This window comes from Sphingomonas sp., from assembly GCF_036402235.1.
Classification (GTDB): domain Bacteria; phylum Pseudomonadota; class Alphaproteobacteria; order Sphingomonadales; family Sphingomonadaceae; genus Sphingomonas.
This window is the reverse complement of sequence record NZ_DASWTG010000055.1, coordinates 1-14,371: the sequence shown is the minus strand read 5'-3', so window position 1 is coordinate 14,371 and position 14,371 is coordinate 1. Positions and strand designations below refer to the sequence as shown.

Here is a 14,371-nt window from a genome sequence, read left to right as displayed (position 1 = left end):
CGGTCGAGGAAGGGCTGGCCGCAGCCCGGGCGCTGGCGGGCGTGGCGGCTGCGACCGGCGGCGCACTGCTCGCGCTGGTCTCACGCAACGATTCAGCACGGCTCGGTGAATTCTACGACGCGGGCGCCACGCATTTCCTCGCCAGCCCGATGCGTGAGGCGGAGTTCGTCCAGGCATTGCGCTTCGCCGCGCGCCATGCCGAACGGGTCGGCGGGGAGGGGCCGGTAATCGTCGGCGATGCCGAGCCGCTGGGCTGGCGCTACGATCCTGCGCTCGCCTCGATTCAGGTGACGCCGGGGCTCGCCGCGATGCTGGGGCTGGGCGAGGCACCGTCGGTCCGCGCGATGCTGCGCCGGGTGGAGTCCGGCGATCGCCGGGCGTTGCGTGCCGCGTTCGGCCGGTTGCGCGACGGTCTTTCGGCGACCGCCTTCGCGCACGAGCTGGAAGGAGCCGGGCGGGTGGTCGAGCATCTCCAGCGCGATCCGCGCACCGGCCGCGTCCACGCGCTGATCGAACGGCTGGGCGAGGTCGATGCCGGCGCTGCGGTGCGCGACGCGCTGGCCGGGGTCCATGACGGCGCGGGCGTTCGCCGCTGGATCGAGCGGCGGTTGGGTGATGGTCAGCCCGTTGGTGTCGTTCTCGCCGCGCTCAACCGGTTCGAGATGGTCAACACCGCCTATGGCCGCGCCGCGGGGGACGCATTGCTGCGTGCCGCCTCGGGCAGGCTGGGCGAGGCCGTGCGCGAGCTGCTGGGGCGCCACTTCGTCGCCGCGCGCATCGCCGGGGCCGAATTCGTGGTCGCCACGGAAGGCGCCGCGCGGGAGCCGCTCGAGGCGGTGGCGTCGCGCATGGAGGAGGCGCTGTCGCGTCCCTTCGTGATCGGCGACGAGATCACCCCGCTGGGCGCCCGGACCGCGATCGCACTGTCCGAGCCGGACGACAACGCCGCGGCCCTACTGCGCCGCGCGAGCGACGCGCTGGCGGGCAACGATGCCCCGCCGGGCGCGGTGCCGCTCGATACGCTCGCGGTCGACCTGCGCCGGGCGATGGAGGCGGGGGAGATCGAGCTGCGCTTCCAGCCGCAGGTCGCGGTCTCGACCGGCGCGGTCGCCGGGGTCGAGGCGCTCGCACGCTGGCGCCATGCGACGGGCGAGATCGGCGCCGAGATGCTCTTCGCGGCCGCCGCGCGCGCGGGGCTCGAGCTTGCGCTGTCGGAGCATGTCCAGCGGCTCGCGCTCGGTCAGGCCGCGCGCTGGCCCGCGGCGCTGCGGGGATTGCGCCTGTCGGTCAACGTCACCGCCGCCGATGTCGCGCGGATCAACTTCGCCGACCTGTTCCTCGACTGGGTGGACGCGAGCGGTTTCCCGCGCGGCCGCCTCACCGTCGAGATCACCGAGGGCGGACTGATCGGCGACCTCAGCGAAGCCGCACGCCTGCTCGCCGAGCTGCGCACCGCGGGCTGCCGCGTCGCGATCGACGATTTCGGGACGGGCTATTCGAGCCTGGCCTACCTCAAGGCGCTGCCGCTCGATTATCTCAAGATCGATCGCAAGCTGACCCAGGACATCGCCGGATCGGCGCGCGACCGGGTTGTGGTGCGGGGGGTGATCGACATGGCGCGCTCGCTGGGCCTAGCCGTCGTCGCGGAAGGCGTCGAGACGCAGCAGCAGCTCGATCTGCTCGCCAAGGAAGGATGCCAATTCTACCAGGGCTATCTCTGCGCCGAGCCGCTGACGGTAGCGGAGCTGGAGACGCTGGTGGACGGGCAATGAACGATCCGCAGGATGTGACCGGCGTCTGGTATGGCCGCTATTTCGCGTCCTCGTTCGGGGTCGACGAGAACAGCTTCATCGCGCATCTCGACGAGACCGGCGGCGAAGTGAGCGGGACGATCACCGAGCCTGACAATAGCGGCGTGGAGGACATCCGCCGCGCCTTCGTCGATGGCGACCGGACCGGCGCGCGGCTGCGCTTCATGAAGCAGTACGACCCTGCCGGCGCGCTCGCCCATTCGGTCGCCTATGCGGGCACGATCAACGACGACGGCACCGAGGTGACCGGCGAATGGCGCTTTTCCGGCTATCACGGCAGCTTCGTGATGAGCCGCGAGATCTTCGGCGCGGAGGAGCTGGATGAGGAAGCCGCGGTCGACGAGGACATCGTGATCGAGATGGACGCGCCTGTTCCTCCCCGATAGTTTCGGCGAAACGGGAGGGATTGCCATGATTCACCGCCGCGGCCTGTTCGCGTTCGTCGCGTTGCTGCTCACCGCCACGTTGCTGCCCGCGCCCGCCGCGGCGAAGGATTTCGCCTCCTCCCGCATCACCGTGACGGTGGAAGGCAAGGGCAGGGACGTGATCCTCATCCCCGGCCTCTCCTCCAGCCCGCGGGTGTGGAAGGAGATGATCGCCGCGATCCCCGGCTATCGCTGGCACAAGGTTCAGGTCCACGGCTTTGCGGGAACGCCCGCTGGCGGCAATGCCGAGGGCGACGTGGCGGCGTCGGTGGCCGAAGAGCTCGCGCGCTATATCGCCGAGCAGAAGCTGGGTGCGGTCACCGTGATCGGCCACTCGATGGGCGGCACGATGGGCATGATGCTCGCCGCGCGACATCCTCCGAGCGTATCGAAGCTGATGGTGGTCGACATGTTGCCCTTCATGGGCAGCCTGTTCGGCAATGCCGATGCCACCCCGGCGACGCTGAAGCCGGTTGCCGACTATCTGTACGCCCAGTCCCGCACCGCTACGCCTGAAGCGCGCGACAAGCAGCTGACCGGGATCATCACCGCCATGGTGAATACCGAAAGCCTGCGCGCCGGCGCGCTTGAGGACGCGCGCAAGTCCGATCCGGAGGTGGCCGGGCGCGCCTATCGCGACCTCATCCTCACCGATCTGCGCCCTGAGCTTCCCAAAATCACGGCGAAGACCGTGATCCTCTACATCACGCCCAAGGGCGTGACTGTCACGGATGCGCAGATCGATACGCTCTACCAGGCGTCGTTCGCGGGACTCGAGGGTGCGGTGCTCAAGCGTGTGCCTAACGCGGCGCACTTCATCATGTGGGACAACGCTCCGCTCTTCCAGAACGAGGTGAAGGCGTTCCTCGCGGGGTGACCCCGTTCAGGCTTCGGCCGGCATGCGTTCGACGACAGCGCGGCGATCGCCCGCCAGCGCGGTCAGCGCCGCGCGCAGCATCCGCCGCCGCTCTGCGCGTTCCGGGGCGGAGCGTTCCCAGCGGAACACGCTCTGCCCACCGCGAAGCTCGGCGCGAATGCGTTCGGCAACCCGCCGAAGCTCATTGATGGTGGGAAGCCGTCCCTCGGCGATGCAGGCAATGATCTCGGGCGCGATCGTCGCGGGCGGCGAATGCATTTCCTGCTCTCCCTTACCGGGACCAAGCTAGGAATCGATCCGCGGTTCGGAAGGGGCGGGACGTCGCAATTGCGACGAACCGAGTCAGAAAATTGCCCGTCAGTCGAGCGTCACGAACGCCCCGGTCTCGAAATCCTCCGCCAGCAGCGCGACGATGCGCTCGGCGACCGATTCGGGCGGCTTGACGCTCTCGGGCGCCTCGCCCGGATAGGCGCGCGCGCGCATCCTGGTGCGGGTCGCGCCCGGGTTGAGCAGAGCGACGCGCACCCTGGTCAGATTGCGCACTTCCTCGCCATAGCTCAGCACGAGGTTCTCGAACGCCGCCTTGGTCGCGCCGTACAGCCCCCAGAACGCCCGCGGCTTGCGCGCGACGGTGGAGGTCAGGCCGATCACCCGGCCATTGTCGGCCTTGCGCAGCAGCGGATCGAACGCGCCGATCAGCGCGGCCTGCGCGCTGACGTTGAGCGCCAGCGTCTTGGCGACTTCCTTGGGGTCGAACGCGGCGATCGCCGACAACGTGCCCAGCGCCGCGGCGTTGAGCACGAGCAGGTCGAGCTTGCCCCAGCGTTCGGCCACCGCGGCGGCGAGGCGCGGGATCGAATCGGTCTCGAGCAGGTCCATCGGCGCGATCGTCGCGGAACCCCCGGCAGCGAAGATCGCCTCCTCGACTTCCTCCAGGCCTCCCGCGGTACGCGCGGTCAGGATGACGTGCGCGCCTTGCGCGGCGAGCGCGATCGCGGTTGCGGCGCCGATGCCGCGGCTCGCGCCGGTGACGAGCGCGACGCGCCCTGAGAGATCAATGGTCATGATTCCGTGCCTAGCTCGTATTCTTGTCGTTCGTCATCCCCGCGCGGGATCCATTCTGGCTGGCCTTTCGGCAAGCGTCGCGTCGTCAGCCGCAATGGATTCCCGCCTTCGGCCCTGCCGAAGTTTATCCTGAGCGCCTGCCTCGCAGACAGTCGAAGGGCGGGAATGACGAGAAAATGGAAATCCAACCCGGTTCAGGCCGGTTCGTCGAGCAGGGCGAGCTGGTCGGCTGACTGCTCGCTATGGTCGGTCAGCTGCGTCGGATACTCGCCGGTGAAGCAGGCGTCGCAATATTTGGGCAGCACCGCGCCGCGCTCCGCCTCGCCCAGCGCGCGGTACAGGCCGTCGATCGAGACGAACGCCAGGCTGTCGGCCTTGATGAACCTGGCCATGCCCTCGACGTCCATCTTGGCGGCGAGCAGCTTGGAGCGCTCGGGCGTGTCGACGCCGTAGAAGCAGCTGTGCGTCGTCGGCGGGCTGGCGATGCGCATATGCACCTCGGCGGCGCCGGCCTCGCGCATCATCTCGACGATCTTCAGGCTGGTGGTGCCGCGCACGATCGAATCGTCGATCAGCACGATGCGCTTGCCCTGGATCAGGTCGCGATTGGCGTTGTGCTTGAGCTTCACGCCCAGGCGGCGGACCTCGGCGCTCGGCTGGATGAAGGTGCGGCCGACATAGTGCGAGCGGATGATGCCGAGCTCGAACGGGATGCCCGATTGCTGGGCATAGCCGATCGCGGCGGGCACGCCTGAGTCGGGCACCGGCACCACCAGATCGGCATCGATCGCGGACTCGATCGCCAGCTGCGCGCCGATCGCCTTGCGCACGCCATAGACCGAACGGTCCTGCGCGATCGAATCGGGACGCGAGAAATAGACCCATTCGAAGATGCACGGGCGCGGCGCGATCGCCGTGAACGGGCGGATCGATCGCAGCTCGCCGTCCTGCACGATCACCAGCTCGCCCGGCTCGACGTCGCGGACGAACTTCGCGCCGACCACGTCGAGCGCGACCGTCTCCGACGCGAAGATATAGGCGTCGTCGAGCTTGCCCATCACCAGCGGGCGGATGCCCAGCGGGTCGCGGCACGCGATCATGCCTTCGGGCGTCATGCAGATCAGCGCATAGGCGCCCTCGACCTGCTTGAGCGCATCGATGAAGCGGTCGAGGAGGTCCTTGTAGCCGCTGGTCGCGACCAGGTGGATGATCGTCTCGGTGTCCGAGGTGGACTGGAAGATCGACCCGCGCCGGATCAGCTCGCGGCGCAGGTGCAGCGCGTTGGAGATGTTGCCGTTATGCGCCACCGCGAAGCCGCCGCTCGCCAGCTCGGCATAGAGCGGCTGGACGTTGCGCAGCGCGGTCTCGCCGGTGGTCGAATAGCGGACATGGCCGCACGCGACGCTGCCCTGCAGCCCGCGCATCACCTCGTCGCGGTCGAAATTGCCCGCGACAGGGCCCATCGCGCGATGGGGGTGGAAATGGGCGCCGTCCCAGCTGGTGATCCCGGCGGCCTCCTGGCCGCGGTGCTGGAGCGCGTGGAGGCCAAGCGCAACGAGCGCAGCCGCACCGTCGGCGCCGGAAACGCCGAAGATGCCGCACTCTTCGCGCAGCTTGTCGTCATCGAACGGATTTGTGGTCAGCATCGGCCCTTCGCGGGGGATTCGTGGTCGATGAGCGCGCATATAGGCGCTCGATCCGCACTTGTCGCCCTTTTGTAACATGGCTTGCCGGACCCGGGCATTTCCCGATGCGTTTGTGGTGTGAAGGAGACAGGTGATGGCCAAGGACCATGGATCCCAGATCAAGGACGACAAGCTCTATGAGGCGCTTCGCGACGACGGCGCCTCGAAGGAAAAGGCGGCGCGCATCGCCAACGCCAAGGCCGGCGGCTCGCTCGATCGCAAGAGCACGCATCTCGAGGATCGCAGCAAGGAAGAGCTGTACGACGAGGCGAAGGAGATCGGCATCGAGGGCCGGTCGGAGATGGACAAGGACGAGTTGATCGACGCGATCCGCAATCACTAGGGCAGGCGATATATCCTCCCCCGCCAGGGGGAGGTGGCGCCGAAGGCGACGGAGGGGGAGGAAGCCCGACAATCGTTCCGGCATCCGCCCCCTCCGTCAGCCCCGGAACACGGCCGGGGCTGCCACCTCCCCCTGGCGGGGGAGGATCAAAATCGATCCCCGTGTGGGGCATGAACCAGAATAACCGTTTCAATCATATGGCGCTCTTTGATCGATTTTCCCGCTCGCACTGACCTGTTTATCTCGTTTCCGGGTCGCCTGGCGTTCCACTAGCCTCCCTCCAGAACCACAAGGAGGGATCAGCACATGGACGCGAAGACCGGATCGATCGACGGCGGCTGCCCGTTTCATGGCGACGGCGGGGTCCGCGCCCTGCTCGGGCGCACCAACAAGGACTGGTGGCCGGAGATGCTGGCGACCGAGATCCTCAACCCCAATGGCCCGTCCAACCCGATGGGCGCCGATTTCGACTATGCCGAAGCCTTCAAGAAGCTCGATTACCACGCGCTCAAGGCCGATCTCGTCGCGCTGATGACCGACAGCCAGCCCTGGTGGCCGGCGGACTATGGCCATTACGGCCCGTTCTTCATCCGCATGGCGTGGCACGCCGCGGGCACCTATCGCACCGCCGACGGCCGCGGCGGCGCCAATAGCGGGCAGCAGCGCTTCGCCCCGCTCGACAGCTGGCCCGACAACGGCAATCTCGACAAGGCGCGCCGCCTGCTGTGGCCGATCAAGCAGAAATACGGCAAGCATATCAGCTGGGCCGACCTCTTCATCCTCACCGGCAACGTCGCGATCGAATCGATGGGCGGCCCGGTGTTCGGCTTCGGCGGCGGCCGCGCCGACGTGTTCGAGCCCGAGCGCGACATCTATTGGGGCAGCGAGGACAAATGGGTGAACGAGGGCGTTCAGACCCGCATCGCGCCCGAGCATGGCATGCACGAGCTCGAAGGGCCGCTCGCCGCGATCCAGATGGGCCTCATCTACGTCAATCCCGAAGGGCCGGGCGGCAATCCCGACCCGCTCCAGTCGGCGCGCGACATCAAGGCGACGTTCGAGCGCATGGCGATGAACCATGAGGAGACCGTCGCGCTCACCGCCGGCGGCCATACCTTCGGCAAGGCGCATGGCAATGGCGACGCCTCGCTGCTCGGCAAGGCGCCCGCCGGGGCCGATCTCGCCGCGCAGGGTTTCGGCTGGGTCAGCGGCCATGAGAGCGGCGGCATCGGCGAGCACGCCGTGACCAGCGGGATCGAGGGCTCGTGGGTCAACACGCCGACGCAATGGAGCGAGAATTATTTCCGCCTGCTGCTCGACTATGAGTACGAGCTGGTCCGCTCGCCGGCTGGCGCGCAGCAATGGCAGCCGATCAACCAGAAGGAAGAGGACATGGCGCCCGCGGCGCATGATCCTTCCCGCAAGGTCCCGACGATGATGACCACCGCCGACATGGCGCTCAAGGTCGATCCGGAATTCCGCAAGATCAGCGAGAAGTTCCGCAACGATCACGAAGCGTTCAAGGACGCCTTCGCCCGGGCCTGGTTCAAGCTCACCCATCGCGACATGGGGCCCAAGGTCCGCTATCTCGGCCCGGAAGTGCCTGAAGAGGACCTGATCTGGCAGGATCCGATCCCTGCCGGGACCATGCCTTCGGATGCCGATGTCGCAGCGGCGAAGAGCGCGATTGCAGCATCCGGCCTCACGGTCAGCCAGCTGATCAAGACCGCCTGGGCCTCGGCCAGCACCTTCCGCAAGTCCGACTTCCGCGGCGGCGCCAACGGCGCGCGCGTCCGCCTCGCCCCGCAAAAGGACTGGGAGGTCAACGAGCCGGCGATGCTCGCCAAGGTGCTGTCGACGCTCGACGGCCTGCGCGGCAGCCTCTCGATGGCCGATGCGATCGTGCTGGGCGGCGTGGTCGGCCTCGAGAAGGCGATCAAGGACGCCGGTTTCAGCGTCCCGGTCCCCTTCACCGGCGGCCGCGGCGACGCGACCGAGGAGCAGACCGACGCCGACAGCTTCGCGGTGATGGAGCCGGAGGCCGACGCCTTCCGCAACTATATCGGCAAGAAGAAGCTCGCGGTGAAGACCGAGGAGATGATGCTCGACCGCGCGTCGCTGCTCGGCCTGTCGGTGCCGGAGATGACCGTGCTGATCGGCGGCCTGCGCGTCCTCGGCGCCAATCACGGCGAGCGCGGCCATGGCCACTTCACCAGGCGCTCGGGCCAGCTCACCAACGACTTCTTCGTCAACCTGCTCGACATGACCAATGTCTGGAAGGCCGTCGATGGCTCGGATGACGAGGAATATGTCGCGACCGACCGCACGAGCGGTGGCGAGACCTGGCGTGCCAGCCGGGCCGATCTCATCTTCGGGTCGAACGCGGAGCTGCGCGCGGTGGCCGAGGTCTATGCCGAGAAGGGCCATGAGGAGAAGTTCGTCAAGGACTTCGTCGCGGCCTGGACCAAGGTGATGAACGCCGACCGCTTCGACCTCGCGGCCTGAACGGCGTTGACGCGATCAGGGGCGGCCGCGGCGGGGAAACCTGCCGCGGCCGTCTCCTCATTCCTTCGCCAGTCCAAACTCCTCCCCACCGTCATGCTGAACTTGTTTCAGCATCCACGGCGCCACCCGCGACTCAGCCGCCTGTGGAAGGATGGATGCTGAAACAAGTTCAGCATGACGGAACTATAGGGGTGCGGTAACGAGCCACGATGACCGACCGCCGCGATTCCACCCTGATCCTCGACCCCAGATATGACGCCAGCGGCCTGATCACCGCCGTCGCCACCGACGCCGCGACCGGCGAACTGTTGATGCTCGCGCACATGAACGCCGACGCGTTGGCGAAGACGCTGGAAAGTGGCGAGGCATGGTTCTGGTCGCGCAGCAAGGGGCGATTGTGGAAGAAGGGCGAGAGCTCGGGCAATGTGCTGCGCGTGGTCGAGGCGCGGATCGACTGCGATCAGGACGCTTTGTGGCTCAAGGTGGAAGCCGCCGGCCCCGCCTGCCACACCGGCGAGCGCAGCTGCTTCTTCCGCCGCATCGAGAACGGTGCGCTGGTGCGCGACGCATGAGGGTTGCGGCGGCCGGGCTGCTCCTGCTTCTCGCGGCCTGCTCGGGAAGCGGAGGCGGCAATCAGACGGCCACTCCCCAGGATCTCGAATCCGCTGCGATCGAGCGCGGGCTGGTCAGCGACCCCGACGATTCCGATCTCACCGGCCTCTATGCTCGCGATACCGACCGGGTGTGCATCGTCCGCGATCGCGATTCCTACCGTATCGGCGCGTTCGTCGATTATGGCGACGGCCTGTCCTGCACCGGCACGGGCACCGTCGCGCGCTCGGGGGAAACGCTGGCCGTCACGCTCACCGGCAAGAACGGCCTGACCTGCAGCTTCGATGCGCGCTTCGACGGCGAGCACATCCGTTTCCCCGCCACCGTCCCGCCCGGTTGCGCGAAATTCTGCGGCCCGCGCGCATCCTTCGCCGCATTGTCGGTGGAGCGGCTCAGCAACTCGGCCGCCGAAGCGCGGGCGCTGCGCAGCGCCGAAGGAAAGCGGCTTTGCGGCGATTGACGTTAACGTAAGGTCGGCGTAAACCGGCTCTATGGCAACGACCGTGAAGCATGTGGCCAGCTTCGCACCGATCGAGGCACGGCCCGACAAGGAGAGCTTCTCGATCTCGGACCTGTGCGCCGAGTTCGAGGTGACCGCACGCGCACTGCGCTTCTATGAGGATGAGGGGCTGATCGCGCCCGAGCGGCGCGGCCTGGCCCGCATCTATTCGCACCGCGACCGCGCCCGGCTCGCCTGGATCCTGCGCGGCAAACGCGTGGGCTTCAGCCTCGCCGAGATCCGCGAGATGATCGACCTCTATGACGTCGGCGACGGCCGCAGGACCCAGCATCAGGTGACGCTCGACAAATGCCGCGCGCGGATCGAGCTGCTCGAGCGCCAGAAGGTCGACATCGACGCGCACATCGCCGAGCTCGAAGATTTCGTCGCGGTCCTCGAAGGCCGCGCGCAGCCCGCGAAGTGAATGAACCGCTAAAATCCTCCCCCGCCAGGGGGAGGTGGCACGCGAAGCGTGACGGAGGGGGAGGAAACGAACCGCTGGTGTTTTGCCGTCCGCCCCCCTCCGTCAGCCTGCGGCTGACACCTCCCCCTGGCGGGGGGAGGATTTAGAAAACGAAGGAACAGAGAGATGCCGCAATATACGCCGCCCGTGCGCGACACCCGCTTCGTGCTCGACAAGGTGCTCAAGATCGACCGTTACGCCAACCTCCCCGGCTTCGCCGCCGCGACCCCCGATGTGGTCAGCGCGGTGCTGGAGGAAGGCGGCAGGTTCGTCGCCGAGGTGCTGTTCCCGCTCAACCATTCGGGCGACCAGCAGGGCTGCACGCGCAATCCGGACGGCAGCGTCACCACCCCGGACGGGTTCAAGGAAGCGTACAACCAGTTCGTCGAGAGCGGCTGGGGCACGCTCTCCGCGCCCGAGGAATTCGGCGGGCAGGGGATGCCGCACGTCGTCTCGACCGCGTTTCAGGAATTCATGATCTCCGCCAACATGGCCTTTGCCATGTATCCGGGCCTGACCCATGGCGCGATCTCGTCGCTGCTGGTCAAGGGATCGCCTGAGCAGCAGGCCAAATACTTGCCGAAGATGATCTCGGGCGAGTGGGGCGGCACGATGAACCTCACCGAGCCGCAATGCGGCACCGATCTCGGCCTGATCAAGACCCGCGCCGAGCCCAATGCCGACGGCAGCTGGTCGATCACCGGCACCAAGATCTTCATCTCCGCCGGCGAGCATGATCTCACCAGCAACATCATCCACCTCGTCCTCGCCAAGACCCCCGGCGCGCCGGAGAGCAGCAAGGGCATCAGCCTGTTCGTGGTGCCCAAGTTCCTCGTCAACGACGACGGCAGCCTCGGCGAGCGGAACGCGGTGTCGTGCGGCTCGATCGAGCACAAGATGGGCATCCACGGCAACTCGACCTGCGTGATGAACTATGACGGCGCCACCGGTTGGCTGGTCGGCGAGGAGATGAAGGGCCTGGCGGCGATGTTCATCATGATGAACGCCGCGCGCCTCGGCGTCGGGCTTCAGGGCCTCGGCATCGGCGAGGTCGCCTATCAGAACGCCGTCCAGTACGCCGGCGATCGCCGCCAGGGCCGCGCGCTCACCGGCGCGCAGGACCCGGAGGAGAAGGCCGACACCCTTTTCGTCCACCCCGACGTCCGCCGCATGCTGATGGAAGCCAAGGCGATGACCGAGGGCCTGCGCGCCCTCTGCCTCTGGGCCGGTCTCCAGGTCGATCTCGCCCATCAGGCCGCAACCGAGGAGGAGCGCCAGCTCGCCGACGATCTCGTCGGCCTGCTTACGCCCGTCATCAAGGGCGTCGGCACCGATGCGGGCTACAAGGTCGCGACCGACGCGCAGCAGGTCTATGGCGGCCATGGCTACATCGCCGAATGGGGCATGGAGCAATATGTCCGCGATGCCCGCATCTCGATGATCTACGAGGGCACCAACGGCGTCCAGGCGATGGACCTGGTGGGCCGCAAGCTCGCCCAGAATGGCGGCCGCGCGATCCAGGCCTTCTTCAGGATCGTCGGCGAGGAAGTCGCCGCCGCGAAGGGCAAGCCCGAGCTGGCGAGCTTCGCCGAGGCGCTGGAGAAGGCCAATGGCCAGCTCCAGGCCGCGACGATGTGGTTCATGGCCAACGGCATGAAGGACCCCAATCAGGTCGGCGCCGGGGCGTACAGCTATATGCAGCTCACCGGCATCGTCGCCATTGGTCTCATGTGGCTGCGCATGGCCGACGCCGCCGTTACGGCGCTCGCCTCGGGCGATGCCGAGGAAGCCGATTTCAATCGGGCGTTCCTCGAGGCCAAGCTGGTCACCGCGCGCTTCTATGCCGAACGCATCATGCCCGACGCCGGCGCGCTGCGCCGCAAGATCGAGGGCGGCTCGGAGACGATCATGGCGCTCCCGCCGGAGATGTTCCGGGCGGCGTGAGCGTTTTTGCTTGATCGTTTCGGCTTGAGCGTAGCGACGGGTGCGGCATAACCGGCAGTGATGCTGCTCCCCGACATCCCGCTCCAGCCGCTCGAGCGCGGTCAGCTCAACGTGATGCGCCTCACCAGTGCGGTCGGGTTCGGCGGGGCGACGATCGCCGCGGCGATCCCCAGCTGGGCGCTGTCGCCCAGCTGGGAATGGCTCCCGATATGGGCCGCGCCGCTCCTCATGGCGCTGCTCGGCATCTGGTCGATCCTGCTCGCGCCGCGGCGCTGGGCGCGCTGGGGTTGGGCATGGACGGGCAGGGAACTGCACGTCGCATCGGGCTGGCTGGTTCGCTCGCACACCATCGTTCCCGCCGCACGCGTCCAGCATATCGACGTGACGCAGGGGCCGGTGCAGCGGATGTTCGGCGTCGCGACGCTGGTCCTGCACACCGCCGGCACCGCGAACAGCGAGGTCGACCTGCCCGGCATCTCGCGCGAGAAGGCCGAGGAGATTCGCGACGCGATCCGCGAGCATCTGTCGAGCGATCCGTGGTGAGCGAGGGCGTGGCCGACCGCGAGCCGAAGCGCGTCCATCCGGGCACGATCGCCATCGATTTCCTGCGCCGTGCGCCGCAGACGGTGATCGGCCTCCCCGCGATCGCCGGCTATACCTCGGGACGCAGCATCGGCTGGATCCTGCTCGCCGCGGCGGTGCTGGGCGCGGTGATGCTGGTCTTCACCTGGATCGGCTGGCGGCGCTTCACCTACACCATCACCGAGCACGAGCTGGTGATCGAGCGCGGGCTGCTCAACCGCAGCCGCCGCTCGATCCCGCTGGCGCGGATCCAGGATGTGTCGATCGAGCGCAAGCCGCTGGCGCGCCTGTTCGGCCTTGCCGAGGTGCGCGTGGAGACCGGCGGCGGCGAGAAGGATGAGGCGGTGCTCGACAGCGTCTCACTCGCCGAGGCGGAACGGTTGCGCGCCACCTTGCGCGGGCGGGCGCAGGGCGCCGCCGCATCCACCTCCGGCGAGCTGGAGATCGAATCCCCGGAATCCGCCTCCCTTCCCGTCATTTTCCGGATGTCTCTGGGCCGCGTGATCCTGCTTGGCACGTTCAGCTTCTCGCTGGTGTGGATCGCCGCGCTGTTCGGCGTGCTCCAGTTCTTCGAGCAGTTCGTCGATCTCGGCCTCGATCGGGCGCGCGACTGGGCGGAAATGGCGAAGGACGAGGTGCAGGCGCGCTTCAGCATTGCCGCCGCGCTTGCCGTGGCGGGATTCGCGCTCGCGCTGGGCGTGATCAGCGGCATCATCCGCACGCTGCTGCGCGACTATGGCTTCACGCTGCGCGCGGGGGCCGGGCGCTTCCGCCGTACCCGTGGCCTGCTGACGCGGAGCGAGGTGGTGATCGCGATGCGCCGCATCCAGCTCGCGATGATTCAGCGGGGGCCGCTACGCGGCGCCTTCGGCTGGAACGCGCTCAGCTTCCAGACGCTGGGCGGCAGCAATGACCCCAGCGGCCGCCAGGCGATGGCGCCGCTCGCCCGTGCGCACGAAGCCGCCTGGATCGTCGAGACCGCGGGCTTCCCGCAGTTCGAGCGGCTTCCGCTCCGTCCGGTCGCCGCGGGACATGTGGTTCGTTGCCTGCTGCGGGCGGCGCCCTGGCCCGTGGCGGTTGTCTGCGTGGCGCTGGCGGTGACGCCGCTGGCCTGGGCCGGGATGCTGGCGCTGATCCCGATTGCCGCGATCGCGCTGCTCCAGCGCCGTTTCCACCGCTACGCGCTGCGCGATACCAGCCTTCAGGTGATGCGCGGCGTGATCGCGCAGCGCGACTGGATCGTGCCGCTGGAGAATGTTCAGGTGGTCACGCTTCGCGCGGGCCTGATCCAGCGCTGGCTGGGCGTTGCCAGCGTGCTTGTCGATACCGCCGGCGCGGGCGGCTTCGGTACACCCGATGTGGTTGATCTGGGCGTTGCCGACGCGCGGGAGCTCGCGGCCGGGCTGATCGCGCGGATCGGCTAGAGTCTGTCCTGATTATGCTGAATCGATTGGGGATTCCCAAGAGGGTGTGATTGTGATTCAAGCTGCTGGCTGGGCAGGAGGCCAGCAGGGATGGCACGAGCCTATTCTGACGATTTGCGAGAGCGTGTTGCGGCAG

At 67.8% G+C, this 14,371-nt stretch carries 14 protein-coding genes; 11 read left to right on the top strand and 3 right to left on the bottom strand.

Going from position 1 to position 14,371, the window contains the following annotated elements; all coding sequences use genetic code 11:
- The 3 genes from VGD28_RS12300 to VGD28_RS12290 all read left to right on the top strand — a co-directional run.
- A partial coding sequence (locus VGD28_RS12300) for a bifunctional diguanylate cyclase/phosphodiesterase (RefSeq protein WP_331028637.1) occupies nucleotides 1-1,772 on the top strand: 1,772 nt, incomplete at its 5' end.
- Entirely contained in the window at nucleotides 1,769-2,197 is a 429-nt protein-coding gene (locus VGD28_RS12295; protein ID WP_331028636.1) for a hypothetical protein, read from the top strand. The genes VGD28_RS12300 and VGD28_RS12295, both read left to right, overlap by 4 nt.
- A 25-nt stretch (nucleotides 2,198-2,222) precedes the next feature.
- A complete protein-coding gene (locus tag VGD28_RS12290) occupies nucleotides 2,223-3,113 on the top strand; it encodes an alpha/beta hydrolase (protein ID WP_331028635.1) in 891 nt (296 codons plus the stop codon).
- A 6-nt stretch (nucleotides 3,114-3,119) separates the two neighbouring features.
- Here VGD28_RS12290 and VGD28_RS12285 read toward each other — a convergent pair whose 3' ends face one another.
- From VGD28_RS12285 to purF, 3 genes are all read right to left on the bottom strand, one after another.
- A complete protein-coding gene (locus tag VGD28_RS12285) occupies nucleotides 3,120-3,371 on the bottom strand; it encodes a hypothetical protein (RefSeq protein WP_331028634.1) in 252 nt (83 codons plus the stop codon).
- 99 nt (nucleotides 3,372-3,470) lie between these two features.
- Nucleotides 3,471-4,178 carry an SDR family NAD(P)-dependent oxidoreductase gene (locus VGD28_RS12280; protein ID WP_331028633.1) on the bottom strand — a complete coding sequence of 236 codons (708 nt, stop codon included), beginning with the start codon at nucleotides 4,176-4,178 and terminating at the stop codon, nucleotides 3,471-3,473.
- A gap of 194 nt (nucleotides 4,179-4,372) precedes the next feature.
- Nucleotides 4,373-5,824 (bottom strand): amidophosphoribosyltransferase, encoded by a 1,452-nt coding sequence (purF, locus tag VGD28_RS12275; protein WP_331028632.1) that lies wholly within the window; start codon nucleotides 5,822-5,824, stop codon nucleotides 4,373-4,375.
- Nucleotides 5,825-5,957: 133 nt separating this feature from the next.
- On the opposite strand from purF, the gene VGD28_RS12270 reads away from it, so the two are divergent.
- From VGD28_RS12270 to VGD28_RS12235, 8 genes are all read left to right on the top strand, one after another.
- Nucleotides 5,958-6,206: a DUF7218 family protein gene (locus tag VGD28_RS12270; protein WP_331028631.1), complete on the top strand. Its 249-nt coding sequence runs from the start codon at nucleotides 5,958-5,960 to the stop codon at nucleotides 6,204-6,206.
- A 306-nt stretch (nucleotides 6,207-6,512) separates the two neighbouring features.
- Nucleotides 6,513-8,711: a catalase/peroxidase HPI gene (gene katG / locus VGD28_RS12265; protein ID WP_331028630.1), complete on the top strand. Its 2,199-nt coding sequence runs from the start codon at nucleotides 6,513-6,515 to the stop codon at nucleotides 8,709-8,711.
- A gap of 209 nt (nucleotides 8,712-8,920) precedes the next feature.
- The gene (gene hisI / locus VGD28_RS12260) at nucleotides 8,921-9,283 is read left to right on the top strand and encodes a phosphoribosyl-AMP cyclohydrolase (RefSeq protein WP_331028629.1); all 363 of its coding nucleotides are present in this window, start codon (nucleotides 8,921-8,923) and stop codon (nucleotides 9,281-9,283) included.
- Nucleotides 9,280-9,783: a hypothetical protein gene (locus tag VGD28_RS12255; protein ID WP_331028628.1), complete on the top strand. Its 504-nt coding sequence runs from the start codon at nucleotides 9,280-9,282 to the stop codon at nucleotides 9,781-9,783. Before hisI ends, VGD28_RS12255 begins: the two co-directional genes overlap by 4 nt.
- Before the next feature lie 31 nt (nucleotides 9,784-9,814).
- The gene (locus VGD28_RS12250) at nucleotides 9,815-10,246 is read left to right on the top strand and encodes a MerR family DNA-binding transcriptional regulator (protein ID WP_331028627.1); all 432 of its coding nucleotides are present in this window, start codon (nucleotides 9,815-9,817) and stop codon (nucleotides 10,244-10,246) included.
- 165 nt (nucleotides 10,247-10,411) lie between these two features.
- On the top strand, nucleotides 10,412-12,229 hold the full coding sequence (locus tag VGD28_RS12245; RefSeq protein WP_331028626.1) for an acyl-CoA dehydrogenase C-terminal domain-containing protein: 1,818 nt from the start codon (nucleotides 10,412-10,414) through the stop codon (nucleotides 12,227-12,229).
- A 60-nt stretch (nucleotides 12,230-12,289) separates the two neighbouring features.
- A complete protein-coding gene (locus VGD28_RS12240; RefSeq protein ID WP_331028625.1) occupies nucleotides 12,290-12,772 on the top strand; it encodes a PH domain-containing protein in 483 nt (160 codons plus the stop codon).
- Complete coding sequence (locus VGD28_RS12235; RefSeq protein ID WP_331028624.1) at nucleotides 12,769-14,235, top strand: PH domain-containing protein; 1,467 nt, start codon at nucleotides 12,769-12,771, stop codon at nucleotides 14,233-14,235. Before VGD28_RS12240 ends, VGD28_RS12235 begins: the two co-directional genes overlap by 4 nt.
- Nucleotides 14,236-14,371: the final 136 nt, after the last annotated feature.

What these genes read in the sequence shown, in the direction of transcription:
- VGD28_RS12295 (WP_331028636.1), top strand. Translation starts at nt 1,769, where the DNA reads ATGAACGATCCGCAGGATGTGACCGGCGTCTGGTATGGCCGCTATTTC.
- VGD28_RS12290 (WP_331028635.1), top strand. Translation starts at nt 2,223, where the DNA reads ATGATTCACCGCCGCGGCCTGTTCGCGTTCGTCGCGTTGCTGCTCACC.
- VGD28_RS12285 (WP_331028634.1), bottom strand. Translation starts at nt 3,371, where the DNA reads ATGCATTCGCCGCCCGCGACGATCGCGCCCGAGATCATTGCCTGCATC.
- VGD28_RS12280 (WP_331028633.1), bottom strand. Translation starts at nt 4,178, where the DNA reads ATGACCATTGATCTCTCAGGGCGCGTCGCGCTCGTCACCGGCGCGAGC.
- purF (WP_331028632.1), bottom strand. Translation starts at nt 5,824, where the DNA reads ATGCTGACCACAAATCCGTTCGATGACGACAAGCTGCGCGAAGAGTGC.
- VGD28_RS12270 (WP_331028631.1), top strand. Translation starts at nt 5,958, where the DNA reads ATGGCCAAGGACCATGGATCCCAGATCAAGGACGACAAGCTCTATGAG.
- katG (WP_331028630.1), top strand. Translation starts at nt 6,513, where the DNA reads ATGGACGCGAAGACCGGATCGATCGACGGCGGCTGCCCGTTTCATGGC.
- hisI (WP_331028629.1), top strand. Translation starts at nt 8,921, where the DNA reads ATGACCGACCGCCGCGATTCCACCCTGATCCTCGACCCCAGATATGAC.
- VGD28_RS12255 (WP_331028628.1), top strand. Translation starts at nt 9,280, where the DNA reads ATGAGGGTTGCGGCGGCCGGGCTGCTCCTGCTTCTCGCGGCCTGCTCG.
- VGD28_RS12250 (WP_331028627.1), top strand. Translation starts at nt 9,815, where the DNA reads ATGGCAACGACCGTGAAGCATGTGGCCAGCTTCGCACCGATCGAGGCA.
- VGD28_RS12245 (WP_331028626.1), top strand. Translation starts at nt 10,412, where the DNA reads ATGCCGCAATATACGCCGCCCGTGCGCGACACCCGCTTCGTGCTCGAC.
- VGD28_RS12240 (WP_331028625.1), top strand. Translation starts at nt 12,290, where the DNA reads ATGCTGCTCCCCGACATCCCGCTCCAGCCGCTCGAGCGCGGTCAGCTC.